This window comes from Enterobacter genomosp. O (assembly GCF_001022965.1).
Taxonomy (GTDB): domain Bacteria; phylum Pseudomonadota; class Gammaproteobacteria; order Enterobacterales; family Enterobacteriaceae; genus Enterobacter; species Enterobacter cloacae_L.
Genome location: NZ_LECZ01000025.1, coordinates 74,220 through 96,941 on the forward strand (window position 1 = coordinate 74,220; position 22,722 = coordinate 96,941).

Genomic DNA, 22,722 nt, shown 5'->3' on the forward strand with positions numbered 1-22,722 from the left:
AGGTCATCGTGAGCTACGCCATTCTCGACAATAATCGATTTTACGCTGAGGGGTTGCGCTACGCGCTGCTGCGTCGGGGCGTTCAGTTAGAGATCCAAAGCGACACCGTAAAATGGCAGCCAACGCTGCTTACCCGTCGCGTGCTTGTCATCCGCTGCCGCTTTTCCGTAGCGGCGACGCATCAATCGCTGATCAACATTTTGCTCAGGCTGGAGGCCGCCCGCTGGAAAGGGAGCCTTTATCTGGTGTGCAACGAAAAGGGGTGGGCGCTGGCGACGCATTTACGCAAGCGTTTCGGTACGTTAACCCTTTATATCATCGATGACAGGATCGCCGTTGCAGATGCAGCATATCTGCTGGCCAAAGAGCCTCGCCGCGTTCGAAGCCTGGACTGCTGCCTTACCGTGCCTGAATTCAACGTGCTCGATCTCATGCTCACCGGGTTGCCGGTTCGCCACATTGCCATCGTGACGCACATGTCAGAGAAACAGGTTTCATCCCATAAGTGCAACGCGCTGAAGAAGCTCAACGCCAACAATCTGCTGCAGCTGCTGCTGTAGGCCGCGGTTTATCCTGAGGCCGCTTTTTTGCTACACTGTCGCCGATTTTTTCACACACGACAGAAGACTATGTTCATTTTTGCAGGCCAGGAAATTGAGACCGATAGCGAAGGCTATCTGAAAGATACAACGCTCTGGAGCGAACCGCTGGCGGAGAAAATTGCGGAAAATGAAGGCATTGCCCTTTCCCCCGAACACTGGGAAGTGGTGCGTTTTGTCCGCGACTTCTATCTTGAATTCAACACCTCTCCGGCCATCCGCATGCTGGTCAAAGCGATGGCCAATAAGTTCGGTGAAGAGAAAGGCAACAGCCGCTATCTCTATCGTCTGTTCCCGAAGGGCCCGGCAAAACAGGCCACCAAAATTGCCGGCCTGCCTAAACCTGTGAAGTGTATTTAATAGCGAATACCGAAGTTCATGTATTCCCGACCGGGTTGATGCGGTTCCGTGAGGACCTTATCAACCCGCGCGCTGCGCGGCCCGCCCGCTTTCAGCCACGCCACCAGCTTGTCAACCTGCTCAGCTTCGCCACAGGCGACCACCTCAACGCTGCCGTCATCCATGTTTCGCGCGTATCCCGTTAGCCCAAGCTCAAGCGCTTCGCGCTGGGTGCTGTAGCGAAATCCGACCCCCTGAACGACGCCGTGAACCCAGGCGATGGTGCAGACTTTAGACATATTTCTTCTCCTTAACGTAGCGTTTTCGGCAAACAGCCATAGTGTTGCCGGAAACGGGCGGTGAAACGAGAGCTGGAAAGATACCCACATTGTAATGCGATTTCGCCAATCGGTAATCGGGTTGACTGCAGCTGCGACAAAGCAACGGACATTCTCACCTCCTCCACAATCTGGCGAAAACTCTGCGACTCTTCACGTAGCCGTCTGCGCAGCGTCGGCACGCTCAGGGCCAGACGGCTGGCGACATCCTGCGCGGTCCAGGCTCTGGCGGGCGACAGCATAATGAACTGCCGCACCTGCTCGGTCAGGTTATTGTTTCGCTCAATAAGCAGCGGGCCTGCCGCGCCGTCATGCAGCAATGCCAGCAAAAGCCCGAAGGCCTGATGCTTTTGCAGCGCCTCCGGTAAATCCTGACGCACGGCGTGCAGCAGGTTATCCCACATAAATGCCAGCCCCTCGCTCAGCGGGGCGCAGAGCGAATGCAGCGTCGTGCGCGGCCAGGATTTCAGGTAATGCGCTTTAAACTCGGCAACAATTTCCGGCGATAACATCAGCAAGTCCGAGTGAAACAGACCGTTCGCAGGCTGATTGATAATCTCCATCGCCGTATTGGCAGGGATAATGATGAGCTCATCCCGGGTTGCCACCAGGCGGTTGTCGTCCTGCACAATCATCTTACTGCCGTGAGTGATATGACAAATCGCCGGAAAAAAGAGTTTAACCTGGTGCAGGCGATGCATTTTGCTGGCACTCACTTCACCCGCCGTGAGATGTTTATGTCGAAAATGAAACTCCTGCACCCCGCCATCCTTATCTGCTGTAGGTTGCTGTTAACTGAGCCTTTGCCAGAACGTGACTGTTAAGCATAAAGCCGACCAGCGCGCCGCTGGCATTTTTATCGACGGGCAGTTTATCCACGTCCAGCGCCCAGACGGTAATCTGATAGCGGTGAGGCTTGTCCCCTGCGGGGGGGCAAGCGCCGCCGAATCCAGAATAACCGAAATCATTACGCCCCTGCACAACGCCCGCGGGTAATTTTTCGCCGTTCAGGTTACCCGCATCGGCTGGCAGCGTCTGCGTCTTCACGGGAATGTTGGCTACGGTCCAGTGCCACCAGCCGCTGCCGGTAGGCGCATCCGGGTCATAGACCGTGACGGCAAAACTTTTCGTACCGGTGGGCGGATTGGTCCATGCCAGCTGCGGTGAGGTATTCCCACCGTGGCAGCCAAATCCCTCAAACACCTGCTGTTGCGCTAACCGCCGTTCGCCGGAAATATCCTGACTGGTCATGCTGAAAGGCGTTGCGGCTAAAACCTGAAAACTCATCGCCGCCAGAGCGGCTATTGCGATTACACTGCGTTTTTTCATAGGGGGTTTCCTTTGCTGAACCGGAAGCCCACTGTATATCCCGCCGCAGTGCCGTAATGTGCTTAAGCGATTTGATTTTGTGCCGAAACGCTCAACGGCATCCGCAGATGATTGCGCCTTGCTGAATGTGGTAATCTACGCGCCATTTCCTGAAATCGACAGAACAGCAAATTATGAGTGTACGTTTAGTGTTAGCCAAAGGGCGCGAGAAGTCATTACTGCGCCGTCATCCCTGGGTCTTTTCCGGCGCGGTTGCCCGTATGGAAGGCAAAGCTAGCCTCGGTGAAACCATTGATATCGTTGACCATCAGGGGAAATGGTTAGCGCGAGGCGCTTACTCGCCTGCGTCCCAGATCCGTGCCCGCGTCTGGACCTTCGATAAAGATGAAACCATCGATATCGACTTCTTCGTCCGCCGCCTGCAGCAGGCGCAGCAGTGGCGCGAGTGGCTGGCAAAACGCGACGGGCTGGACAGCTACCGCCTGATTGCCGGTGAGTCCGACGGTCTGCCGGGCGTCACCATTGACCGCTTCGGTCACTTCCTGGTGCTGCAGCTCCTGAGCGCCGGGGCTGAGTATCAGCGTGCCGCGCTGATTAGCGCGCTGCAAACGCTGTTCCCGCAGTGCGCCATTTACGACCGCAGCGATGTGGCGGTGCGCAAAAAAGAGGGCATGGAGCTGACGCAAGGCCCTGTGACCGGCGAACTGCCGCCTGCCCTGCTGCCGATTGAAGAGCACGGCATGAAGCTGCTGGTAGATATTCAGGGCGGGCATAAGACGGGTTATTACCTCGACCAGCGCGACAGCCGTCTGGCTACGCGTCAGTACGTTGCTGACAAACGCGTGCTGAACTGCTTCTCCTATACCGGCGGTTTTGCCGTTTCAGCACTGATGGGCGGCTGTGCCCAGGTTGTCAGCGTGGATACCTCTCAGGAAGCGCTGGACGTGGCAAGACAGAACGTCGAGCTCAACAAGCTGGACTTGAGTAAAGCCGAGTTTGTACGCGATGACGTCTTCAAGCTGCTGCGTAAATATCGCGATGGTGGCGAGAAGTTCGACGTCATTGTGATGGATCCGCCAAAGTTTGTGGAAAACAAAAGCCAGCTGATGGGCGCCTGCCGCGGTTACAAAGATATCAACATGCTGGCCATCCAGCTGCTGAACCCGGGCGGGGTTCTGCTCACCTTCTCCTGCTCCGGCCTGATGACCACAGATTTATTTCAGAAAATCATCGCCGATGCCGCAATAGATGCTGGCCGTGATGTACAATTTATAGAGCAGTTCCGTCAGGCCGCCGATCACCCGGTGATTGCTACCTACCCGGAAGGGCTCTATCTGAAAGGGTTTGCCTGTCGCGTCATGTAACTTGAAAAGAGAAATATTGCCCGCACATAACGTGTAAGTCGTATTTCCCGGGAGGTGACTATGATTGCCAGCAAATTCGGTATCGGCCAGCAGGTCCGCCACACTTTGCTAGGGTATTTGGGTGTGGTCGTGGATATCGACCCGGAGTATTCCCTTGATGAACCGTCAGCAGACGAGCTGGCGGTGAACGCAGAGCTTCGCGCCGCGCCCTGGTACCATGTGGTGATGGAAGGTGATGATGGACAGCCCGTCCACACCTATCTGGCCGAAGCGCAGCTGAGTAGCGAGCTGCAGGAAGAGCATCCGGAGCAACCCACGATGGATGAACTTGCTCAGACTATCCGCAAACAGTTACAGGCCCCGCGCCTGCGCAACTAAGCGTGTAAAAAAAGCCCGATGAACGGGCTTTTTTTTATTACTTCGCCAGCCCCAGACGGGGGATGTCGATCGCCGGACAGCGATCCATGACGACGTTCAACCCCGCATCCCGCGCCAGCACGGCGGCCTGTTCGTTAATCACGCCCAGCTGCATCCACAGCGTTTTCGCGCCTACAGCAATCGCGTCCTGCGCCACTTCCCATGCCGCCTCGGAATTGCGGAAGACATCGACCATATCAATTTTTTCCGGCACCTCAGCGAGCGTGGCGTAACCCTGCTGGCCCAGTAAGGTTTTCCCCGCCACTTTTGGCGACACCGGGATAACGTGATAACCCTGATCGAGAAGGTATTTCATCACCCGATAGCTTGGACGATCGGGTTTGTCGCTCGCGCCCACCAGCGCAATGGTGCGCGTGGATGTCAGAATCTCGGCAATATCGTTCTCTTTCATGGTTTTCCTCCTGGGTTTTTTAAAAGTGTACGCCAAACCGCAGATCTCAACCATCCATCCCATACAGATGTATGAGGGCAAAACGGCGAAATATGTCTATATGTTAGTAAACGTGATTATCGAAAAATTTAGATACATTAATGCGGCGACAGGATTTCTGACGGGAGCCTTCTATGAAAACCGGTATTGCCACTGCTCTGATTGCGTTAGTGATGCCGGTCTGCGTTTTTGCTACCACGCTTCGGCTCTCTACCGACATCGATCTCCTGGTTCTGGACGGAAAAAAGGTCTCCAGCTCGTTATTGCGCGGTGCAGACAGCATTGAGCTGGATAACGGGCCGCATCAGCTGGTTTTCCGGGTAGAAAAATCGATCGGGCTGGCCAATCGTGAGCAAAGGATGTACATCTCCCCGCCGCTGATTGTTAGCTTTAATACCCAGCAAATCAGTCAGGTGAACATTACCCTGCCTCGTCTTGAAACGGAGAAAGAGTCTGCGGCCTTTGACGCTGCGCCTCGCGTTGAGCTTGTGGATGGAGATGCAATGCCGATTCCGGTGAAGCTGGATATTCTGGCGTTGACGACCTCACCGAAAGGCGTGGATTACGAGGCCGCGACACAGTCCTACAACAAAGCGGGTAAACGCGCCTCGCTTCCGCAGTTTGCTACCATGATGGCTGACGACAGTACGCTGCTATCCGGCGTGTCTGAGCTGGACGTTATTCCTCCCCAGTCCCAGACCCTGACGGAACAGCGCCTGAAATTCTGGTTCCAGCAGGCCGATCCCGACACGCGAGCCCGGTTTTTGCAGTGGGCAAAACAACAACCTTCATCATAAACCACATTTTTTACGCCTTACTCTTGCAGCGTCAGACGGTTCCCGTCATCGTGTAGTCAGTTAACCTGATGGATATGATTATGGAACTGACAACACGCACGCTGCCGGAACGCAAACACATTGCTCTGGTTGCGCACGATCACTGTAAACAAATGCTGCTTAACTGGGTTCGCCGCCATCAGTCTTCGCTGGAAAAGCACGCCCTGTCGGCGACCGGCACAACCGGTAACCTTATTCAGCGCGAAACGGGTCTGGAGGTGAATGCGATGCTGAGCGGCCCGATGGGCGGCGATCAGCAGGTAGGCGCGCAGATTTCCGAAGGAAAGATTGATGTGCTGATCTTCTTCTGGGACCCGCTGAACGCGGTTCCGCACGATCCGGATGTCAAAGCGCTGCTGCGCCTGGCGACGGTGTGGAATATCCCGGTGGCGACGAACCTGTCGACGGCGGATTTCATTATCGAATCGCCGCAGTTCAACTCACCGGTTGATATTCTGATTCCGGACTATCAGCGCTATCTTTCCGACAGACTGAAGTAGCTTTATGCCCGGCGGCGCTACGCTTGCACGGGCCTACAGGTTTTGCAGGCCGGGTCAGGCGAAGCCGCCACCCGGCAATCCCGCTACGGCTTCCTCGCCACCGGCACATCAATACTCTTCAGAATATCAACAAACGCGGATGGCTCCTCTTTATTGAACAGCAGCCACACGCGATGCCGCGCGCGGGTCATTGCCACATACAGCAAACGCCGCTCTTCGGCATCCGGGAAGTCTTCCGGCACCGGCAGCAGGGCCTGCTCCATGACCGACTCACGGGCCGGAGCCGGGAAACCGTCGCTCCCCTCTTTCAGCCCCAGCACAATGACATAGTCGGCCTGCTGCCCTTTGCTGGCGTGAATGGTCATAAACTCAAGCTGTAGCTTCGGCCAGCGGGTGGCGGCTTTTTCCAGCGCCGCGGGTTTGAGGTGATGATAACGCGCCAGCACCAGGATACGTTCATCAGGCTTCGCATAGCCGCTAAGCTTGTCCAGCAGCGGCTCCAGCTGGTCATCCGCCAGCAGGGTGACGGCTTTTTTATCCCCCGGCCGCAGGCTATTGAGCGGCTTTGCCAGCTGATGCGGGTTCTGCTGGATAAAGCGGTTGGCGATTTCCCCAATCCGTGAGTTGAAGCGGTAGGTGGTGTCCAGATCGCTGCGATCCCCTTCGCCAAAATAGTGGTGAAACGCGGTCGTCAGGGAGAGCTGCGCCCCGCTGAAGCGATAGATGGCCTGCCAGTCGTCCCCCACCGCAAACAGCGACGTATGTTTATTTTGCGCCCGCAGCGCCGAGAGCAATGCGGCACGCTGCGGAGAGATGTCCTGGAACTCATCCACCAGAATATGTTTCCACGGGCTGACAAAACGCCCCTTCTCAAGAATGATGATGGCCTGATGGATCAAACCGGAGAAATCGACGGCATTTTCCGCTTTCAGGGCGGTTTTCCAGGCCTTCAGCAGCGGCGCCATAAGCTTGATCCGCTTCGAAAACAGATCGCGGATCTCCTCCGGCGCGCTCTCAATCATCTCCGCCTGCGATCCGCCGTGCATTCGCATCAGACTCACCCAGCGGTCAAGCCGCGAGCCCAGCCGACGCGCCAGCTTGTCATCCTGCCAGAAGCTGCCCTCTGGCACCTCCCAGCTAAGCTCCTCCTCCAGCCACTGCCGCCATCCTTTCGCCTGCGCCTTTTTCTCACTGCACTGCTGGCGCCACGTTTTGATAAACAGAGCCTGCCGCGCCTGCGTGTCGTTTTCCAGCTTACTGATGGACGGCACTTTTTTACTGCCCTGCTGAATAATGTGCAGCGCAAGCGCGTGGAAGGTCCTGGCGGTAATATCCCGGGTGTGCAGGCGTTCCTGAATTCGTTCGTCCATCTCCTGGGCTGCCTTGCGGCCAAAGGCCAGAAGCAGGATTTGATCGGCGACCGCTTCCCCGGTCGTCAGCAGCCAGCCAGCACGCGCCACCAGCACCGACGTTTTACCGCTACCGGCACCCGCAAGCACCAGCAGGGATTGCTCGCCGTTAACCACCGCGCGCGCCTGGGACGGATTAAGCGGTGAAGATTCCACCGTACTGAAAAAATCGGCGTAGCGGGTGAGCATGGCGTCCGTCCACGCCTGGTTATGGGCAAGCCGGCTTTTATCCTTGTCATTCAGCCACGCCTGACACTGCCGCCAGGCGTCGCGACAATTGTCAAACTCATCGAGACGCGTCACCGATAACGGCAGCGCCGCGAGCGCCTGCCTGATTTTTTGCTGTAACCCGGCGGTCTGCTGACGGGTCAGCCACGCGTGCTGTGCGTTGCTTTGCGCGATATCGTCCAGCACCTGCTGCAGCACCTGGGCGGCAATTACGCTCATATCCTGGCTCCACTGCTGCCAGAGCGCGTTCAGGTGGTGATGAAAACGCTGGGTTTCCGCCCACTCGGTGCCGTGAAGTCGCACGACTTTATCATCAGGCAGAACGAACTCCAGCTCGCCCCACACCAGCCCGCGTTTGCAGTGGATAGCCAGAAGCTGATTAAACGGAATAAGGTATTCGTGGCGTTCTCCGGAGACTTTCACCCCGGCATTAAGGAGAACAACCCTGTCGTAAGGGTGTTGCGCCAGGCGTTTGCCTAACGAAGTTGCTTTCAGTTCCATGTCCCGCCAAATCCACGAAGAGATAATTTACCTGACAGTTTAACTGCCAGTTTTAAGGTGCTCCAGCCTAAAAAAACGTTACAATCATTGGGCGTTAATTTTATCGAAAGGAAGTGAGCGTTTATGCGTACCGTTCTGAATGTGTTGAATTTTGTGCTGGGCGGTTTTGCCACCACCCTTTCCTGGCTTTTTGCCACGCTGGTGAGCATCGTCCTGATTTTCACGCTTCCCCTGACTCGTTCCTGCTGGGAAATCACAAAACTCTCCTTGATCCCTTACGGGAATGAAGCCATCCACGTTGACGAGCTGAACCCGGAGAGCAAAAACGCCCTGATGAACACGGGCGGGACCCTGCTGAACATTCTTTGGCTGATTTTCTTCGGCTGGTGGCTGTGCATCATGCATATTTTTGCGGGTATTGCGCAGTGCATCACGATTATTGGTATTCCGGTGGGGATCGCGAACTTTAAGATCGCCGCTATCGCTCTTTGGCCCGTCGGGCGCAGGGTTGTTCCGGTAGAAGTGGCTCAGGCGGCGCGTGAAGCAAACGCACGTCGTCGTTTTCAGTAAATAAGGACTGGCCGCGTTTATGCTAAGCCCACTGCTTCGCCGTTATACCTGGAACAGCACCTGGCTTTATAACGTCAGGATTTTTATCGCGCTTTGCGGCACGGTTGCCCTGCCCTGGTGGCTGAATGATGTCAAACTCACCATTCCGCTTACGCTGGGGGTGGTGGCCGGGGCGCTTGCGGACCTGGACGACCGTCTGGCCGGGCGTTTACGTAACCTGGTCATTACGCTCATCTGCTTTTTTATTGCGTCAGCCTCCGTTGAGTTGCTTTTCCCATGGCCCTGGCTGTTTGCCCTGGGTCTTACGCTCTCAACCAGCGGGTTTATTTTGCTGGGCGGCCTTGGGCAGCGCTATGCCACCATCGCGTTTGGTGCATTGCTAATCGCCATCTACACCATGCTGGGCGTGTCCCTTTACGACCAGTGGTACCAGCAGCCGGTTCTGCTGTTGCTGGGCGCCATCTGGTATAACCTGCTGACATTAACCGGTCATCTCATCTTCCCGGTTCGCCCCCTGCAGGATAACCTTGCCCGCAGCTTTGAGCAGCTAGCCCACTATCTGGAACTGAAGTCCCGTCTGTTCGACCCGGATATCGAAGAGGAAAGCCAGGCACCGCTCTACGATCTGGCGCTGGCAAACGGTCAACTGGTCGCCACCCTTAACCAGACGAAAGCCTCTCTGCTTACCCGTCTGCGCGGCGATCGCGGCCAGCGCGGAACGCGACGGACCCTACACTACTATTTTGCCGCGCAGGACATTCATGAACGCGCCAGCTCCTCACACGTTCAGTATGCCGCCCTGCGCGAGAAGTTCCGCTACAGCGACGTGATGTTCCGCTTCCAGCGCCTGCTGTCCATGCAGTCCCAGGCGTGCCAGCAGCTTTCGCGCTCCATTCTGCTGCGCACTCCCTATCAGCATGACCCGCGCTTTGAACGCGTATTTAGCCATCTTGACGCGGCCCTTGACCGCGTTCAGGCCAGCGGAACGTCGCCGGAAAACATCAAAGCACTGGGATTTCTGCTCAATAACCTGCGGGCTATTGATGCTCAGTTAGCGACCATCGAGTCCGAGCAGGCAATGGCGCTTCCGGGCAGCGAGGTGGACAATCAGCTTGCTGATGACAGCGTGCACAGCGTTAGCGATATGTGGCTACGGCTGAGCCGCAACTTTACGCCGGAGTCGGCTCTTTTTCGTCACGCGGTAAGAATGTCACTGGTGCTGTGCGTGGGTTATGCCTTTATTCAGATAACCGGGCTGCATCACGGCTACTGGATCCTGTTGACCAGCCTGTTCGTCTGCCAGCCGAACTATAACGCTACGCGGCATCGTCTTGCGCTGCGTATTATCGGCACGCTGGTCGGCGTCGCGATTGGGCTACCTCTGCTCTATTTCGTGCCCTCCATTGAAGGCCAGCTGATTCTGATCGTGATCACCGGCGTGCTGTTCTTCGCGTTTCGCAACGTGCAGTATGCGCATGCCACCATGTTCATCACGCTGCTGGTGCTGCTCTGCTTTAACCTGCTGGGTGAAGGGTTTGAGGTCGCCCTGCCCCGCGTGATCGATACCCTGATTGGCTGCGCTATTGCCTGGGCTGCGGTCAGCTTTATCTGGCCGGACTGGCGTTTTCGTAATTTGCCGCGCGTGGTAGAGAGGGCGATGAACGCCAACTGTCGCTACCTTGACGCCATCCTGGAGCAGTATCATCAGGGCCGCGACAACCGTCTGGCATACCGCATCGCACGCCGCGATGCGCACAACAGCGACGCAGAACTGGCCTCTGTTGTCTCTAATATGTCAACGGAGCCTCGCGCCACGGCAGAGATTCGTGAGACCGCTTTCCGCCTGCTTTGCCTGAACCATACCTTCACCAGCTATATTTCGACGCTGGGTGCCCACCGTGAGAAACTCACCAACCCCGGTATCCTTAACCTGCTGGATGACGCCGTCTGCTATGTCGATGACGCGCTTCATCACCGACCAGCCGATGAACCACGCGTTCAGCAGGCTCTGGATGAACTGGCTCAACGCATTGCGCATCTTGACCCGGGAAACGACAGCAAAGCGCCGCTGGTTCTGCAGCAAATAGGCCTGCTCATCGCTTTGCTGCCTGAAATTTGCCGGCTGCAACAGCAAATCTCTACCTGGAAGAGTGATTATCCTGCGGCTCAGGCAGCCCATTAAACCACTCCGTCAGCTCCCGGCGAATGCCTGCCGGGAGCGCCGCCTCATGCAGCCCTTCAATAGCCCCTTCAAGTGCGAAGAGCACTTTAATACTGAGCGCTTTATTTTTAGCCCGCATTTTCAGCCAGCTTGCCCTGGCGCCCAGCGTCCGGAGTGTTTCTTCATTGGTAATGCCTGCTTCAAAAAGCAAGACTTCAAGCTGAAACGTCAGGTTCGGCAGATCCTTAAGCCGGTTTCGTTGATGACGCTGGTAGCGCTCTTTTCTTGCTGCACTGAGCGCGAACGAGGAGAGCTGGAGCAGCCGCTCCCTGTCCTGCCATAATCCGTCATCCACGCGATAATAATTGAGCAGCACCGGACGGCCTCGCTTCATCAGCGTCAAAAAAGAGGCGGCACTTTTTACACAGTACTTCGCACTCTCCTCGCAGGCGCGAAGATAAAGCTCGCCATCTGACACCATGGCAAAAACTGCATCATCCACCGCCAGGGTGTAGCCGCCAAACAGCGCACGATGATGAATTTCGCCCAGCGGAGAGAGGTATTCTTGTGATTTATAAATCCGTTCATAAGATATCTTTTTCATGATATTTCCTTTTAAAATCATTCACTAACAACGAAATTTCTTACTAGCGGATCCGTTAGCAGGAAAATAGGCAACTTATCGCCGTTGAGCAAGATGATTTTTCGACGGGCATCAAGATTGAATGAATTTTGCGAGTCGCTTTCCGAAAATGAGGTTGATCTTTATGCATACAGGGGTTACTGTATATCCATACAGTAACTACAGGGCTGGAATGAATATGCACACTTCAGGCTATGCAAATCGCGCAATCTCTCTCTCTTCTGCCGCAGGCAATGTCGCGCAGAATTCCGTCGAGCGTGTTTCCACAGGGCTTATCAGTGAAGTGGTTTATCGTGAAGACCAGCCCCTGTTGACGCAACTACTGCTGTTGCCGTTATTACAACAGCTCGGTCAGCAATCGCGCTGGCAGCTTTGGCTCACGCCTCAGCAAAAGCTGAGCCGCGAGTGGGTTCAGTCCGCCGGTCTGCCGCTGACGAAGGTGATGCAAATTAATCAACTCTCGCCTTGCGACACCGTTGAGTCGATGATCCGTGCTTTACGCACCGGAAATTACAGCGTGGTGATTGGATGGTTATCAGAAGAACTGACGGAAGAGGAACATTTCCGTCTGACTGAAGCGGCCGAAGAAGGGAGTGCGATCGGGTTTATTATGCGTCCGGTTCGATCGGATTCTTACCGCAGAGGACAACTTTCTGGGCTAAAAATTCACTCAAATTTGTATCATTGAGTGAAATTAAGATTTTTCCTGGAATTTTTTTTGACCTCAAGATGCGGTTTTAGTTCCCGGCCTTAAAATTGCGGCAAGGCTTGTCTGGTGCGGTTCTCCTTAATTTTATTGCACAAAATTCGTTCACGAAATGTTAAATAATAGGTATACGGAACTTTTTTTTTCATATGCCTGACGGACTTCACACTTGTAAGTTTTCAGCTACGTTGTAGACTTTACATCGCCAGGGGTGCTCGGCCTAAGCCGAAGATATCGGTAGATTTATATTTGACCACGCCCCCCGGTGAAGGATTTAACCGTGATTCTCTCTTGAGACTTTCATGGCGAATTTTGGATGATAACGAGGCGCAAAAAATGAAAAAGACAGCTATCGCGATTGCAGTGGCACTGGCTGGCTTCGCTACCGTAGCGCAGGCCGCTCCGAAAGATAATACCTGGTATGCAGGTGGTAAACTGGGCTGGTCTCAGTTCCACGACACCGGCTGGTACAACAGCGCAAACAACAATGATGGCCCGACTCACGAGAGCCAGCTTGGTGCAGGTGCGTTCGGTGGCTATCAGGTTAACCCGTATGTTGGTTTTGAAATGGGTTACGACTGGTTAGGTCGTATGCCATACAAAGGCGACACCGTAAACGGCGCTTTTAAAGCACAGGGCGTTCAGCTGACCGCTAAACTGGGTTACCCAGTAACTGACGATCTGGACGTGTACACCCGTCTGGGCGGCATGGTATGGCGCGCTGACTCCAGCAACAGCAACGCTGGCGACGACCATGACACCGGTGTTTCCCCAGTATTCGCTGGTGGCGTTGAGTGGGCTGTGACCCGTGACATCGCTACCCGTCTGGAATACCAGTGGGTTAACAACATCGGCGACGGCAACACCGTTGGTGTTCGTCCAGACAACGGCATGCTGAGCGTAGGTGTTTCCTACCGTTTCGGCCAGCAGGAAGATGCAGCACCAGTTGTTGCTCCAGCGCCGGCTCCAGCTCCAGAAGTACAGACCAAGCACTTCACTCTGAAGTCTGACGTTCTGTTCAACTTCAACAAAGCTACTCTGAAACCAGAAGGCCAGCAGGCACTGGATCAGCTGTACACCCAGCTGAGCAACCTGGATCCTAAAGACGGTTCTGTAGTGGTTCTGGGCTTCACCGACCGTATCGGTTCTGACGCTTACAACCAGAAACTGTCTGAGAAACGTGCTCAGTCTGTTGTTGATTACCTGATCTCTAAAGGTATCCCAGCTAACAAGATCTCCCCACGTGGTATGGGCGAATCTAACCCAGTTACTGGCAACACCTGTGACAACGTGAAAGCTCGCGCTGCACTGATCGACTGCCTGGCTCCAGATCGTCGCGTAGAGATCGAAGTTAAAGGCATCAAAGACGTTGTAACTCAGCCAGCGGCATAAGTTATCGTCTTATAAAAAAACCCCGCAATGCGGGGTTTTTTATTGTCTGAAGAAAATAAAAATCTACTTTTTACCCAACAGAGCCTGAAGATCGTTCTTCAGTGTCGACATCTGGTTGGCGTACTTCTCTTTATGTTCGGCATCCTCAATCAACTGCACGATAGTTTCGGACAGCGTTTTGCCACGGCGTTGCGCCAGTCCCGCCAGGCGTTGCCAGACAACGAACTCCAGATCGATTGATTTTTTGCGCGTGTGCTGATGCTCAGCGTTAAAATGCCGTTTGCGTCGCGCGCGGATAGTTTGCTTCATCCGGTTTAACAGCGCAGGATTGATGTGTTTTTCAATCCAGCCGTTAACCTGTACCGGTTCATTTTCGAGGGTCAGCAAAATATCCACGGCCTCTTGCGCAGCGCTGGCTTCGATGTAGCAGGTGATCAGCTCCCCTTCACGGTGCTTTTTGACCAGGTACTTCCATTTCCAGCCGCTTTCGAGGTTTTCCAGTTGTTGATATTTCATTGCGATCTCAGTGTTACCACGTAACTCTGTTCAGAATATCAGTTTTTTAGCAATCTGCTGAAAAGAAATCATATCCTGTGAGTGAATGCAGCCAATCCCCCTCTCGAAATCCCCAATCCTGCTTGGGTAGAGCCCCCCGCTTACGGTATACTCCACGCTTTTACATCTGACTAAAAAACATCAACTTTGACCATTACGAAACTTGCATGGCGTGACCTTGTTCCGGATACCGAAAGTTATCAGGAACTGTTTGCACAGCCAGATCTCGCAAAAGAAAACGAATTCATCCTTAGCGATACGCAGCCACGTTTGCATTATGCGCTGGAGCAGGTGTTAAGCCCGTGGGCAACAGCGCCCTTCATGCTGCTCAAAGCCCCGGAAGAAGCGGAATACCTGACGCTGCTTGGGGACGCCGTGCGCCAGCTGCAGCCGGAATCGAACGCAGTCTTTGGCGGCCAATATCGTATCGCGGGACATGATGTCACTTTCGAACCATCCGCTCAGGCTGATGGCCGTTTTGCCGCTAAGGGCGAGGTGATTACCGCTAACTGGGTCGAGGCTGAACAACTCTTTGGTTGCCTGCGCCAGTTTAACGGCGAACTGTCGCTGCAGCCGGGGCTGGTACATCGCGCAAATGGCGGTGTCCTCATTATTTCATTGCGCACCCTGCTCTCGCAGCCGCTGCTGTGGATGCGTCTGAAAACCATCGTGCACCAGCAGCGCTTCGACTGGATCGGCTACGATGAGTCTCGTCCCCTGCCCGTCTCTGTGCCGTCTATGCCGCTGTCGCTGACCGTCGTGCTGACGGGCGACCGTGAATCTCTGGCTGACTTCCAGGAAATGGAGCCGGAGATGGCTGAGCAGGCGGTGTATAGCGAATACGAAGACAACATCCAGATTGCCGATGCAGACGATATGGCGCAGTGGTGCCAGTGGGTGATGGCCGTTGCTGAACGTTTTGCATTGCCAACGCCAGCGGCTGACGCGTGGCCAGGCTTGATTCGCGAAGCGGTGCGCTATACCGGTGACCAGGAAACGCTGCCACTCTGCCCGCTCTGGATTGGCAAACAGCTGCGTGAAGTGGGTGTTATCAGCGGTAACGGTGCTTTCAGCGGAGAACAGCTCACCCAGATGCTGGCTCAGCGAGAGTGGCGAGAAGGCTATCTTGCTGACCGTATGCAGGATGAAATTCTGCTGGAACAAATTCTCGTGGAAACCGAAGGTGAACGCGTTGGGCAGATCAACGCCCTGTCGGTGATTGAATTTCCTGGCCATCCGCGCGCGTTCGGGGAACCGTCCCGAATCAGCTGCGTTGTGCATATTGGCGATGGTGAATTCACCGATATCGAACGGAAAGCCGAGCTGGGCGGAAACATTCATGCGAAAGGCATGATGATCATGCAGGCGTTTTTGATGTCAGAGCTGCAGCTCGAGCAACAGATCCCCTTCTCTGCCTCGCTGACGTTTGAGCAGTCCTACAGCGAAGTGGATGGCGATAGCGCCTCTATGGCAGAGCTGTGCGCCTTAATCAGCGCCCTGGCGGAAGTGCCGATCAATCAGAACATCGCCATCACCGGTTCGGTCGATCAATTCGGACGCGCTCAGCCAGTAGGTGGCCTCAACGAAAAAATTGAAGGTTTCTTCTCCATCTGCCAGCAGCGCGGTTTAAACGGCAAGCAGGGTGTAATTATTCCCGCGCCCAACGCACGCCATTTAAGCCTCAGCCAGGATATTCTGGATGCCGTTGAACAGGAGCAATTCGCCATCTGGGCCATCGAAGGGATTGAGGATGCACTACCCTTACTGACAAACCTGGTATGGGATGGCGAAGGGCAGACCACCCTGATGCAGACTATCCAGGAGCGAATTGCTCAGGCGACACAGCAGGATGCTCGTCATCGTTATCCATGGCCGTTACGCTGGTTGGGCTGGTTCAGTTCGAACTGATCGGACTTGTTCAGCGTACACGTGTTAGCTATCCTGCGTCCTTCACTAAAATAAGGCTTATTGAGAACATGGTAGATAAACGCGAATCCTATACAAAAGAAGATCTTCTTGCCTCTGGTCGCGGTGAACTGTTTGGCGCTAATGGCCCGCAGTTACCGGCCCCGAACATGCTGATGATGGACCGTGTCGTGAAAATGACCGAAACCGGCGGCAACTTCGATAAGGGTTACGTAGAAGCAGAACTCGATATTAACCCGGACCTGTGGTTCTTCGGTTGCCACTTTATTGGCGATCCGGTAATGCCTGGCTGTCTGGGCCTCGATGCAATGTGGCAGCTGGTTGGCTTCTATCTGGGCTGGCTGGGTGGTGAAGGTAAAGGTCGTGCGCTGGGCGTGGGCGAAGTGAAATTCACCGGCCAGGTTCTGCCTACAGCGAAGAAAGTGACCTATCGTATTCACTTCAAGCGCATCGTTAACCGCCGTCTGATTATGGGCTTGGCGGATGGCGAAGTGCTGGTAGATGGTCGTCTGATCTATAGCGCGAGCGACCTGAAAGTGGGTCTGTTCCAGGACACCTCCGCGTTCTGATATTGCTTTTCGAGACCCCAGAAAGGCGAAACCTCCGCATTGCGGAGGTTTCTTTTTTTAAAGAGACGTTATCAGGCTATGAGTGCCCTGTCGCCGATGGCTTCTCGCCAGCCTCCAAGCCATTGTGACCTTTGATTTATCGTCTGATAAGGACACATTTCTTTAGAACGTCCAGCGATGCCGGCCTGATAACCACGTTGATGAGCCCGTTCCAGGCGATCTCGTTTCTGTCTCTTCATGCCTCGTTTCCCTCATTCTTTTGTCTGGTGGAAAGAAAACAGTGTCTGCACTAAATGCACAGGCACAGATAACGAATACCCCGAATTAGTCGCAGCGTCAATGTTCAAAATTCATACGGGTGTCATATTTGTGAGCTAGCTGGAAGATCATTTGTACAAAAATTGTGATGCGGCACAAGTAACGAACTGAAGTGAAAACGAAAAAAAACCGCAATCAGCGACAGACCAATTGCGGTTTTTGATGATGAATTTTACTTATGGCAGCCGGGAAATTTCCCTTGCGATACTGGCCGACTCCTGTGCCCAACCCTGAGCCAGCACTTTCACCATTTCGTCATAGCCATCTTTCTGCTGTTTGAGCTCCAGATGGAAAGGACGCTTAATCAGCTGTCCCTGATGATTCAGCAACCACTCCCCGCTGATCACCACCGCACCGTCATAGCGACCATGGAAGCCCGTTACCGTGACGTTCAGCGTATCCTGATCGTTGCCCAGCGGCTGCGAAGCGACAACCCAACCCGGAAGCTGGCTGCCGAGATTGGCCACCAGCGTGTTGCGCAGCTGCTGATCCAGCGGGCTGGCCCACAGATTGTTCGTCGCAATCACGTATTTAACGTCGCTGGTCTGATAGACCACACCGTTTCCGGCCAGATAATCCGGCACGGCAACCTGTTCAACCCACAGCTGACGGTTTCCCTGGCTGGCCGTGCTTTGTCCCCCGCTCTGGGTAGCCACGGGCAGCTGATAGTAGCTTTTGTTATCTACACCTGAACTGCACGCCGTTAACAGCAGAGCGCCAGCCATCAATAGCCATTTATTCATTCTTTTGCCCTCTTCGGCTCAGGATCCTTTTTATCTTTCGCTTCAAACACCAGCGCGTTGCTCTTCTCGTTGAGCGTTTTAAGAACTGGCTGCAGTTCACGCAAGACCTGATCGAGACGCTGCATATCCGCCACCATCTTGTTGTATGCCGCTGAGCCTGGCTGGAAGCCCTGCATGCTGCGGTTCAGTTCACGCAGCGTTTTCTGCATGTCCTGCGGAAGCTGCTGCATACTCTGGCTTGCCGTGATCTTGTTGATGTTATCCAGCGTGGTTTGCAGACGGCGCATCGTTGCCTGGCTCTCGCTCAGCGAGTTCGTCGCCGCTTCAATCATCGGATTCAGTGGCAGATTGTTAATCTTATCCAGTGTTTCCATCAGACGCTGCTGGATCTGGGCCAGACCACTACTCACCGTTGGGATGATTTTGTAACCACCAAATTCACGGATACCGGTAATCGGCGGCGCTTTTGGATAGAAGTCCATATCCACATACAGCGCACCGGTCACCAGGTTGCCGGTTTTCAGCGAACCGCGCAGACCGCGTTCCATCAGTTGGGAGATATGGGTGGCAATATCCTGATTTTCGCCAATCTGGTTGATCAAACGCTCTGGTTCAATACGAATCAGCACCGGAATGCGGTAATCATCATCCAGCACCTGCTGAAGCCCCGGAACGAAGAATGGAACTTGTCCAACCGTACCGAGACGAATGCCGCGGAACTCAACGGGCGCCCCCGGCTGCAGGCCGCGAACGGAGTCTTTAAAGAACATCAGGAAATCAACGTGATCGGTATAGAGCGCATCCTGAATACTTCGCTGATCGTCAAACAGGCGGAAAGCGGTGTTCTCAGCAACCGGCTGCCCCAGATCCAGTCCTTCCGGCACGTCAAAGCTGACGCCGCCGCCAAACAGCGTGGTCAGCGAGCCCATTTCAACGCGCATGCCTGCCGAGGTCAGATCCACCGCAATACCGCTATCTTTCCAGAAACGGACGTTGCTGGTGACCAGGCGATCGTTCGGCGCATTAATGAAGAGCTGATAGCTGATCGCACGTTTCTGCGGATCGAACGTGCTTTTCTCAACCGACCCGACGCGGTAGCCGCGGAACAGAACCGGATCCCCCGCCGTGAGCTGACCTGCTTTTTTGCTGTCGAGAATGACGCGGATACCCTTAGCATCAGGCGGTGCGAGCGGCGGTGAATCCAGAAGCTGGTATTTGGCTGGCTGGTTACCCTTAGCGCCAGGCTGCAGCTCAATGTAGGCCCCTGAGAGCAGCGTGCCTAAGCCGCTGATCCCTTCACGCCCCACCTGCGGTTTAACGACCCAGAAAACCGAGTCGCCATGCAGCAGTTTTTCCATGCCGGCATTAAGGCGCGCCTTAATCTCCACATGGGTTAAATCGTCGGTCAGGGTTGCGCTTTCGACCACGCCCACATCCACGCTACGGCTTTTGATGGTCGTTTTACCGCCCTCAATCCCCTCGGCATTGGTGGTAATAAGCGTGACTTCCGGTCCCTGATGGCTGTAGTGATAAAACAGGATCCATGCACCAATCAGCGCCGTCACGATGGGGAAAATCCACACCGGTGACCAGTTTTTGACCTTCTGCACTTTCGCCTCTCCACTCTTATTTTCCATGCTCTTACTCTTCCTCATGGCTTGATTCAGGCTCTCGATCCCACGATAAACGAGGGTCGAAGGTCATGGCCGCAAACATGGTCATAATCACGACCAGCGCAAACATTAAAGCCCCCATCGCGGGATAAATACTCATTAAACCGCCCATCCGCACCAATGCAGAGAGAACGGCAATAACAAACACGTCAATCATTGACCAGCGTCCGACAAACTCGACAACTTCATAAATCAGGTGCATGCGTTCGCTGTCGCGTTTTCCGTGGCCTTTCGCATCCCAACAGAGCCAGGCGATCGCGATCATTTTTAAGGTTGGCACCATAATACTGGCGATAAAAATCACGCCGGCGACCGGATAGGATCCCTCGCCCCACAGCAATATCACCCCGGCCAGGATCGTCGAGGGCATTTTGTCGCCGAGCAGATCGGTAATCATGATCGGCAAAATATTGGCCGGCAAATACAGCATGATGGACGTCACCAGCAGCGCCATCGTCCACTGCAGACTATTTTTACGGCGCACGTGACCTTTGGTTTCGCAGCGCGGACAAACGTCGAGATCGGCAGGCAGCACGGCGGTACAGCACGGGCAGGAACGCAGTCCCTGACGAATACCCGGTACGCCGACTTTCACCGTTTGCGAAAGCGTGGGAGCCGGGGCGATATCGTCCCACAACCAGCGCCGGTCCACGCACTGGAATGCACGCAGCTGGAGGACACAGTACAAACACCAGGGAATAAAGCTACTGCCGATCCCCACGTCACCGTACGCCATCAGCTTCACGAAGCTGACCAGAATACCCGCCAGGAAGATCTCGGCCATCCCCCAGCTTTTAAGCTGAAAAAGGATACGCGCGAGTTTGATTTTCAGTGACGACGGCATCCTGACGCGGTTTACCAGCATCAGGATAACGACCAGGCAAAAAGCCGGGACTATCTGGACAAAGAGCAGAAAAAAGGTGCCGAGGCTGGCGTAATCTTCAGAGAACATCACGCCCGGGATTTCGAGCAAATCGACCTGGCTGGTCATTCCGCCCACCTTCATATAGATGAACGGGAAGAGATTGGAGAGCAGCAGCATGAATAATGCTGCCAGAGCGTAAGCAGTGGGACGCTGCCGCGGCGCGTCCCACTCGGTTGTCAACGTTGCGCCGCAACGTGGGCACAGGGCTTTATGTCCGTGACCAAGCTCTGGCAACGCCACGAGCATATCGCATTGCGAGCATAATATATGCCTGTCGGCATGGTGCTGGTCACACATATTTTATCCCTGCTTATGCGCCGTTTTTCAGAGACTCAAGGTACTCCCAGCGCTCAAAGGCTTCTTCCAGGGCTTTTTCAGCCGCGGACATATCAGCCAGTACTTTTTGAGTATAGTCATGCGATTGGGTAAAGAATGACGCATCGGCAACCTGTTTTTGCAGATCCTCAAGCGCCGCCTCCAGCTCTTCAAGACGCTGCGGTAGCCCCTCCAGTTCGCGCTGCAGGTTATAGCTTAGTTTAGCCGATGTTTTCTTGACAGTTTCTGCTTTTGCTACAGCAGGTTCGGAACTTGTTTTGGACTTTGACTGTTTCTGCGCCAGAGACTGCGACTGCTGCCCTTTTGCATCGTGATAACCGCCCACGTATTGTCCAATTCTGCCCTCACCTTCGAAGATCCAGCACTCGGTCACGGTGTTATCAACGAACTGACGATCGTGGCTGACCAACATCACGGTCCCCTGATAACCGTCAATCAGCTCTTCCAGCAGTTCCAGCGTTTCGACATCCAGGTCGTTCGTTGGTTCATCGAGGATCAGCAGATTGCTTGGCTTCAGGAACAGACGCGCCAGAAGAAGACGATTTCGCTCACCGCCTGACAGCGCGCGAACCGGCGTCATTGCGCGCTTCGGATGGAACAGGAAATCCTGCAGGTAGCCCAGCACATGGCGAGGCTTACCGTTTACCATGACCTCCTGCTTACCTTCGGCGAGGTTATCCATCACCGTTCTGTCCGGATCCAGCTCCGCGCGGTGCTGATCGAAGTAGGCCACTTCGAGTTTTGTGCCGCAGTGAATGCGCCCGCTGTCGGCCTGAAGCTGGCCGAGCATCAGTTTCAACAGCGTGGTTTTACCGCAGCCGTTCGGGCCAATCAGGGCGATTTTGTCTCCGCGCTGAACCTGTGCCGAGAAGTCTTTCACCAGCACTTTACCGTCAACCTGATAGTTAACGTTTTCCATTTCAAAGACAATCTTGCCGGAACGGGAGGCTTCTTCCACCTGCATTTTGGCGCTGCCCATCACTTCGCGGCGTTCGCTACGCTCGCGGCGCATTGCCTTCAGGGCACGCACGCGTCCTTCATTACGGGTGCGGCGGGCTTTGATGCCCTGGCGGATCCAGACCTCTTCCTGCGCCAGCTTGCGGTCGAATTCCGCATTCTGCAACTCTTCCACGCGCAGGTTTTCTTCTTTCTCCAGCAGATACGTATCGTAATCGCCAGGATAGGTGACCAGCTTACCGCGGTCGAGATCGACAATGCGCGTCGCCATATTGCGAATAAACGAACGGTCGTGAGAGATAAAGATGATGGTGCCGCTGAAGGTTTTCAGGAACCCTTCCAGCCAGTCAATCGCTTCGATATCCAGGTGGTTCGTCGGTTCGTCCAGCAGCAGCACTTTCGGCCCGCTGACCAGCGCGCGGCCCAGGGCCGCTTTACGCAGCCAGCCGCCGGAGAGCGCGGACAGTTCCATATCCGGTTCCAGACCGAGCTGCGCCAGCACTTCATTAATGCGGTTTTCAAGCTGCCACAGACCGTGGTGATCGAGCATCTCCTGCACTTTCGCCAGTTCGTTGAGGTTCTTGTCGCTCGGGTCGGTCATCACCAGATGCGAAATCTCGTGATAGCGCTTCAGGTATTCGGCCTGCTCAGAGATACCTTCAGCCACGAAATCGTACACGCTGCCGGTCACGTGACGCGGAGGATCCTGCTGCAAACGGGAGACAATCAGATCCTGCTCGTAAACAATACGCCCGTCATCCAGGCCCTGTTCGCGGTTAAGGATCTTCATCAGCGTCGATTTGCCTGCGCCATTACGGCCTACCAGACAAACACGCTCGTTATCTTCGATATGCAGCTCTGCATTATCGAGAAGCGGTGAGTCGCTGAAAGAGAGCCACGCGCCGTGCATACTAATTAAAGACATTTATTTTTCCTT

General features: G+C 54.7%; 24 protein-coding genes. 12 read left to right on the forward strand and 12 right to left on the reverse strand.

Annotation, left to right across the window (positions count from 1 at the left end; all coding sequences use genetic code 11):
• Positions 1–8: 8 nt before the first annotated feature.
• Positions 9–560: a LuxR C-terminal-related transcriptional regulator gene (locus ABR39_RS10365; RefSeq protein WP_047346869.1), complete on the forward strand. Its 552-nt coding sequence runs from the start codon at positions 9–11 to the stop codon at positions 558–560.
• Between the two features lie 69 nt (positions 561–629).
• Entirely contained in the window at positions 630–959 is a 330-nt protein-coding gene (gene tusE, locus ABR39_RS10370) for a sulfurtransferase TusE (RefSeq protein ID WP_047346870.1), read from the forward strand.
• On the opposite strand, the gene yccX is transcribed toward tusE, so the two are convergent.
• The 3 genes from yccX to ABR39_RS10385 are packed head-to-tail and all read right to left on the reverse strand — an operon-like array spanning position 956 to position 2,605.
• The gene (yccX, locus tag ABR39_RS10375) at positions 956–1,237 is read right to left on the reverse strand and encodes an acylphosphatase (RefSeq protein WP_047346871.1); all 282 of its coding nucleotides are present in this window, start codon (positions 1,235–1,237) and stop codon (positions 956–958) included. The genes tusE and yccX overlap by 4 nt on opposite strands.
• Before the next feature lie 11 nt (positions 1,238–1,248).
• A complete protein-coding gene (locus ABR39_RS10380) occupies positions 1,249–2,037 on the reverse strand; it encodes an AraC family transcriptional regulator (RefSeq protein ID WP_047346872.1) in 789 nt (262 codons plus the stop codon).
• A gap of 10 nt (positions 2,038–2,047) precedes the next feature.
• Complete coding sequence (locus ABR39_RS10385; protein WP_047346873.1) at positions 2,048–2,605, reverse strand: kinase inhibitor; 558 nt, start codon at positions 2,603–2,605, stop codon at positions 2,048–2,050.
• 173 nt (positions 2,606–2,778) lie between these two features.
• Between ABR39_RS10385 and rlmI the strand changes: the two genes are divergently transcribed.
• Positions 2,779–3,969, forward strand: coding sequence for a 23S rRNA (cytosine(1962)-C(5))-methyltransferase RlmI (gene rlmI, locus ABR39_RS10390; protein WP_047346874.1), 1,191 nt, complete (start codon positions 2,779–2,781; stop codon positions 3,967–3,969).
• A 60-nt stretch (positions 3,970–4,029) separates the two neighbouring features.
• Positions 4,030–4,347 (forward strand): heat shock protein HspQ, encoded by a 318-nt coding sequence (hspQ, locus tag ABR39_RS10395; protein ID WP_008499919.1) that lies wholly within the window; start codon positions 4,030–4,032, stop codon positions 4,345–4,347.
• A gap of 37 nt (positions 4,348–4,384) precedes the next feature.
• Here hspQ and ABR39_RS10400 read toward each other — a convergent pair whose 3' ends face one another.
• Complete coding sequence (locus tag ABR39_RS10400; RefSeq protein ID WP_047346875.1) at positions 4,385–4,798, reverse strand: CoA-binding protein; 414 nt, start codon at positions 4,796–4,798, stop codon at positions 4,385–4,387.
• A gap of 173 nt (positions 4,799–4,971) precedes the next feature.
• Here ABR39_RS10400 and csgI point away from each other — a divergent pair, with 173 nt between their 5' ends.
• Positions 4,972–5,634, forward strand: a complete 663-nt coding sequence (gene csgI / locus ABR39_RS10405; protein WP_047346876.1) for a curli synthesis inhibitor — start codon at positions 4,972–4,974, stop codon at positions 5,632–5,634.
• Between the two features lie 80 nt (positions 5,635–5,714).
• A complete protein-coding gene (gene mgsA / locus ABR39_RS10410) occupies positions 5,715–6,173 on the forward strand; it encodes a methylglyoxal synthase (RefSeq protein WP_047346877.1) in 459 nt (152 codons plus the stop codon).
• A gap of 83 nt (positions 6,174–6,256) precedes the next feature.
• Here the strand turns inward: mgsA and helD are convergent, their stop codons facing one another.
• Positions 6,257–8,311, reverse strand: a complete 2,055-nt coding sequence (gene helD, locus ABR39_RS10415; RefSeq protein WP_047346878.1) for a DNA helicase IV — start codon at positions 8,309–8,311, stop codon at positions 6,257–6,259.
• A gap of 123 nt (positions 8,312–8,434) precedes the next feature.
• Between helD and ABR39_RS10420 the strand changes: the two genes are divergently transcribed.
• The gene (locus tag ABR39_RS10420) at positions 8,435–8,881 is read left to right on the forward strand and encodes a YccF domain-containing protein (RefSeq protein ID WP_023311032.1); all 447 of its coding nucleotides are present in this window, start codon (positions 8,435–8,437) and stop codon (positions 8,879–8,881) included.
• A 19-nt stretch (positions 8,882–8,900) separates the two neighbouring features.
• Positions 8,901–11,063, forward strand: a complete 2,163-nt coding sequence (gene yccS, locus ABR39_RS10425) for a YccS family putative transporter (protein WP_047346879.1) — start codon at positions 8,901–8,903, stop codon at positions 11,061–11,063.
• Here yccS and ABR39_RS10430 read toward each other — a convergent pair.
• Positions 11,020–11,646 carry a TfoX/Sxy family DNA transformation protein gene (locus ABR39_RS10430; RefSeq protein WP_047346880.1) on the reverse strand — a complete coding sequence of 209 codons (627 nt, stop codon included), beginning with the start codon at positions 11,644–11,646 and terminating at the stop codon, positions 11,020–11,022. The genes yccS and ABR39_RS10430 overlap by 44 nt on opposite strands.
• A gap of 217 nt (positions 11,647–11,863) precedes the next feature.
• On the opposite strand from ABR39_RS10430, the gene sulA reads away from it, so the two are divergent.
• Together sulA and ompA are read left to right on the forward strand one after the other, a co-directional pair.
• A complete protein-coding gene (gene sulA, locus ABR39_RS10435; RefSeq protein ID WP_032649134.1) occupies positions 11,864–12,373 on the forward strand; it encodes an SOS-induced cell division inhibitor SulA in 510 nt (169 codons plus the stop codon).
• Positions 12,374–12,727: 354 nt separating this feature from the next.
• A complete protein-coding gene (gene ompA, locus ABR39_RS10440; protein ID WP_123156781.1) occupies positions 12,728–13,783 on the forward strand; it encodes a porin OmpA in 1,056 nt (351 codons plus the stop codon).
• A gap of 63 nt (positions 13,784–13,846) precedes the next feature.
• Here the strand turns inward: ompA and matP are convergent, their stop codons facing one another.
• Complete coding sequence (gene matP, locus ABR39_RS10445) at positions 13,847–14,299, reverse strand: macrodomain Ter protein MatP (RefSeq protein ID WP_008499929.1); 453 nt, start codon at positions 14,297–14,299, stop codon at positions 13,847–13,849.
• A 186-nt stretch (positions 14,300–14,485) separates the two neighbouring features.
• Between matP and ABR39_RS10450 the strand changes: the two genes are divergently transcribed.
• Together ABR39_RS10450 and fabA are read left to right on the forward strand one after the other, a co-directional pair.
• A complete protein-coding gene (locus tag ABR39_RS10450; protein ID WP_047346882.1) occupies positions 14,486–16,246 on the forward strand; it encodes an AAA family ATPase in 1,761 nt (586 codons plus the stop codon).
• Between the two features lie 68 nt (positions 16,247–16,314).
• Positions 16,315–16,833: a 3-hydroxyacyl-[acyl-carrier-protein] dehydratase FabA gene (gene fabA, locus ABR39_RS10455; RefSeq protein WP_047347377.1), complete on the forward strand. Its 519-nt coding sequence runs from the start codon at positions 16,315–16,317 to the stop codon at positions 16,831–16,833.
• A 71-nt stretch (positions 16,834–16,904) separates the two neighbouring features.
• On the opposite strand, the gene rmf is transcribed toward fabA, so the two are convergent.
• From rmf to ABR39_RS10475, 5 genes are all read right to left on the reverse strand, one after another.
• The gene (rmf, locus tag ABR39_RS24155; RefSeq protein ID WP_013097261.1) at positions 16,905–17,072 is read right to left on the reverse strand and encodes a ribosome modulation factor; all 168 of its coding nucleotides are present in this window, start codon (positions 17,070–17,072) and stop codon (positions 16,905–16,907) included.
• A gap of 255 nt (positions 17,073–17,327) precedes the next feature.
• Positions 17,328–17,894, reverse strand: coding sequence for a membrane integrity-associated transporter subunit PqiC (pqiC, locus tag ABR39_RS10460; RefSeq protein ID WP_047346883.1), 567 nt, complete (start codon positions 17,892–17,894; stop codon positions 17,328–17,330).
• On the reverse strand, positions 17,891–19,531 hold the full coding sequence (pqiB, locus tag ABR39_RS10465; protein ID WP_047346884.1) for an intermembrane transport protein PqiB: 1,641 nt from the start codon (positions 19,529–19,531) through the stop codon (positions 17,891–17,893). Before pqiB ends, pqiC begins: the two co-directional genes overlap by 4 nt.
• Positions 19,532–19,535: 4 nt before the next feature.
• Entirely contained in the window at positions 19,536–20,789 is a 1,254-nt protein-coding gene (gene pqiA, locus ABR39_RS10470) for a membrane integrity-associated transporter subunit PqiA (RefSeq protein WP_047346885.1), read from the reverse strand.
• Positions 20,790–20,802: 13 nt separating this feature from the next.
• Positions 20,803–22,710 (reverse strand): ABC transporter ATP-binding protein, encoded by a 1,908-nt coding sequence (locus ABR39_RS10475; protein WP_047346886.1) that lies wholly within the window; start codon positions 22,708–22,710, stop codon positions 20,803–20,805.
• Between the last annotated feature and the right edge of the window lie 12 nt (positions 22,711–22,722).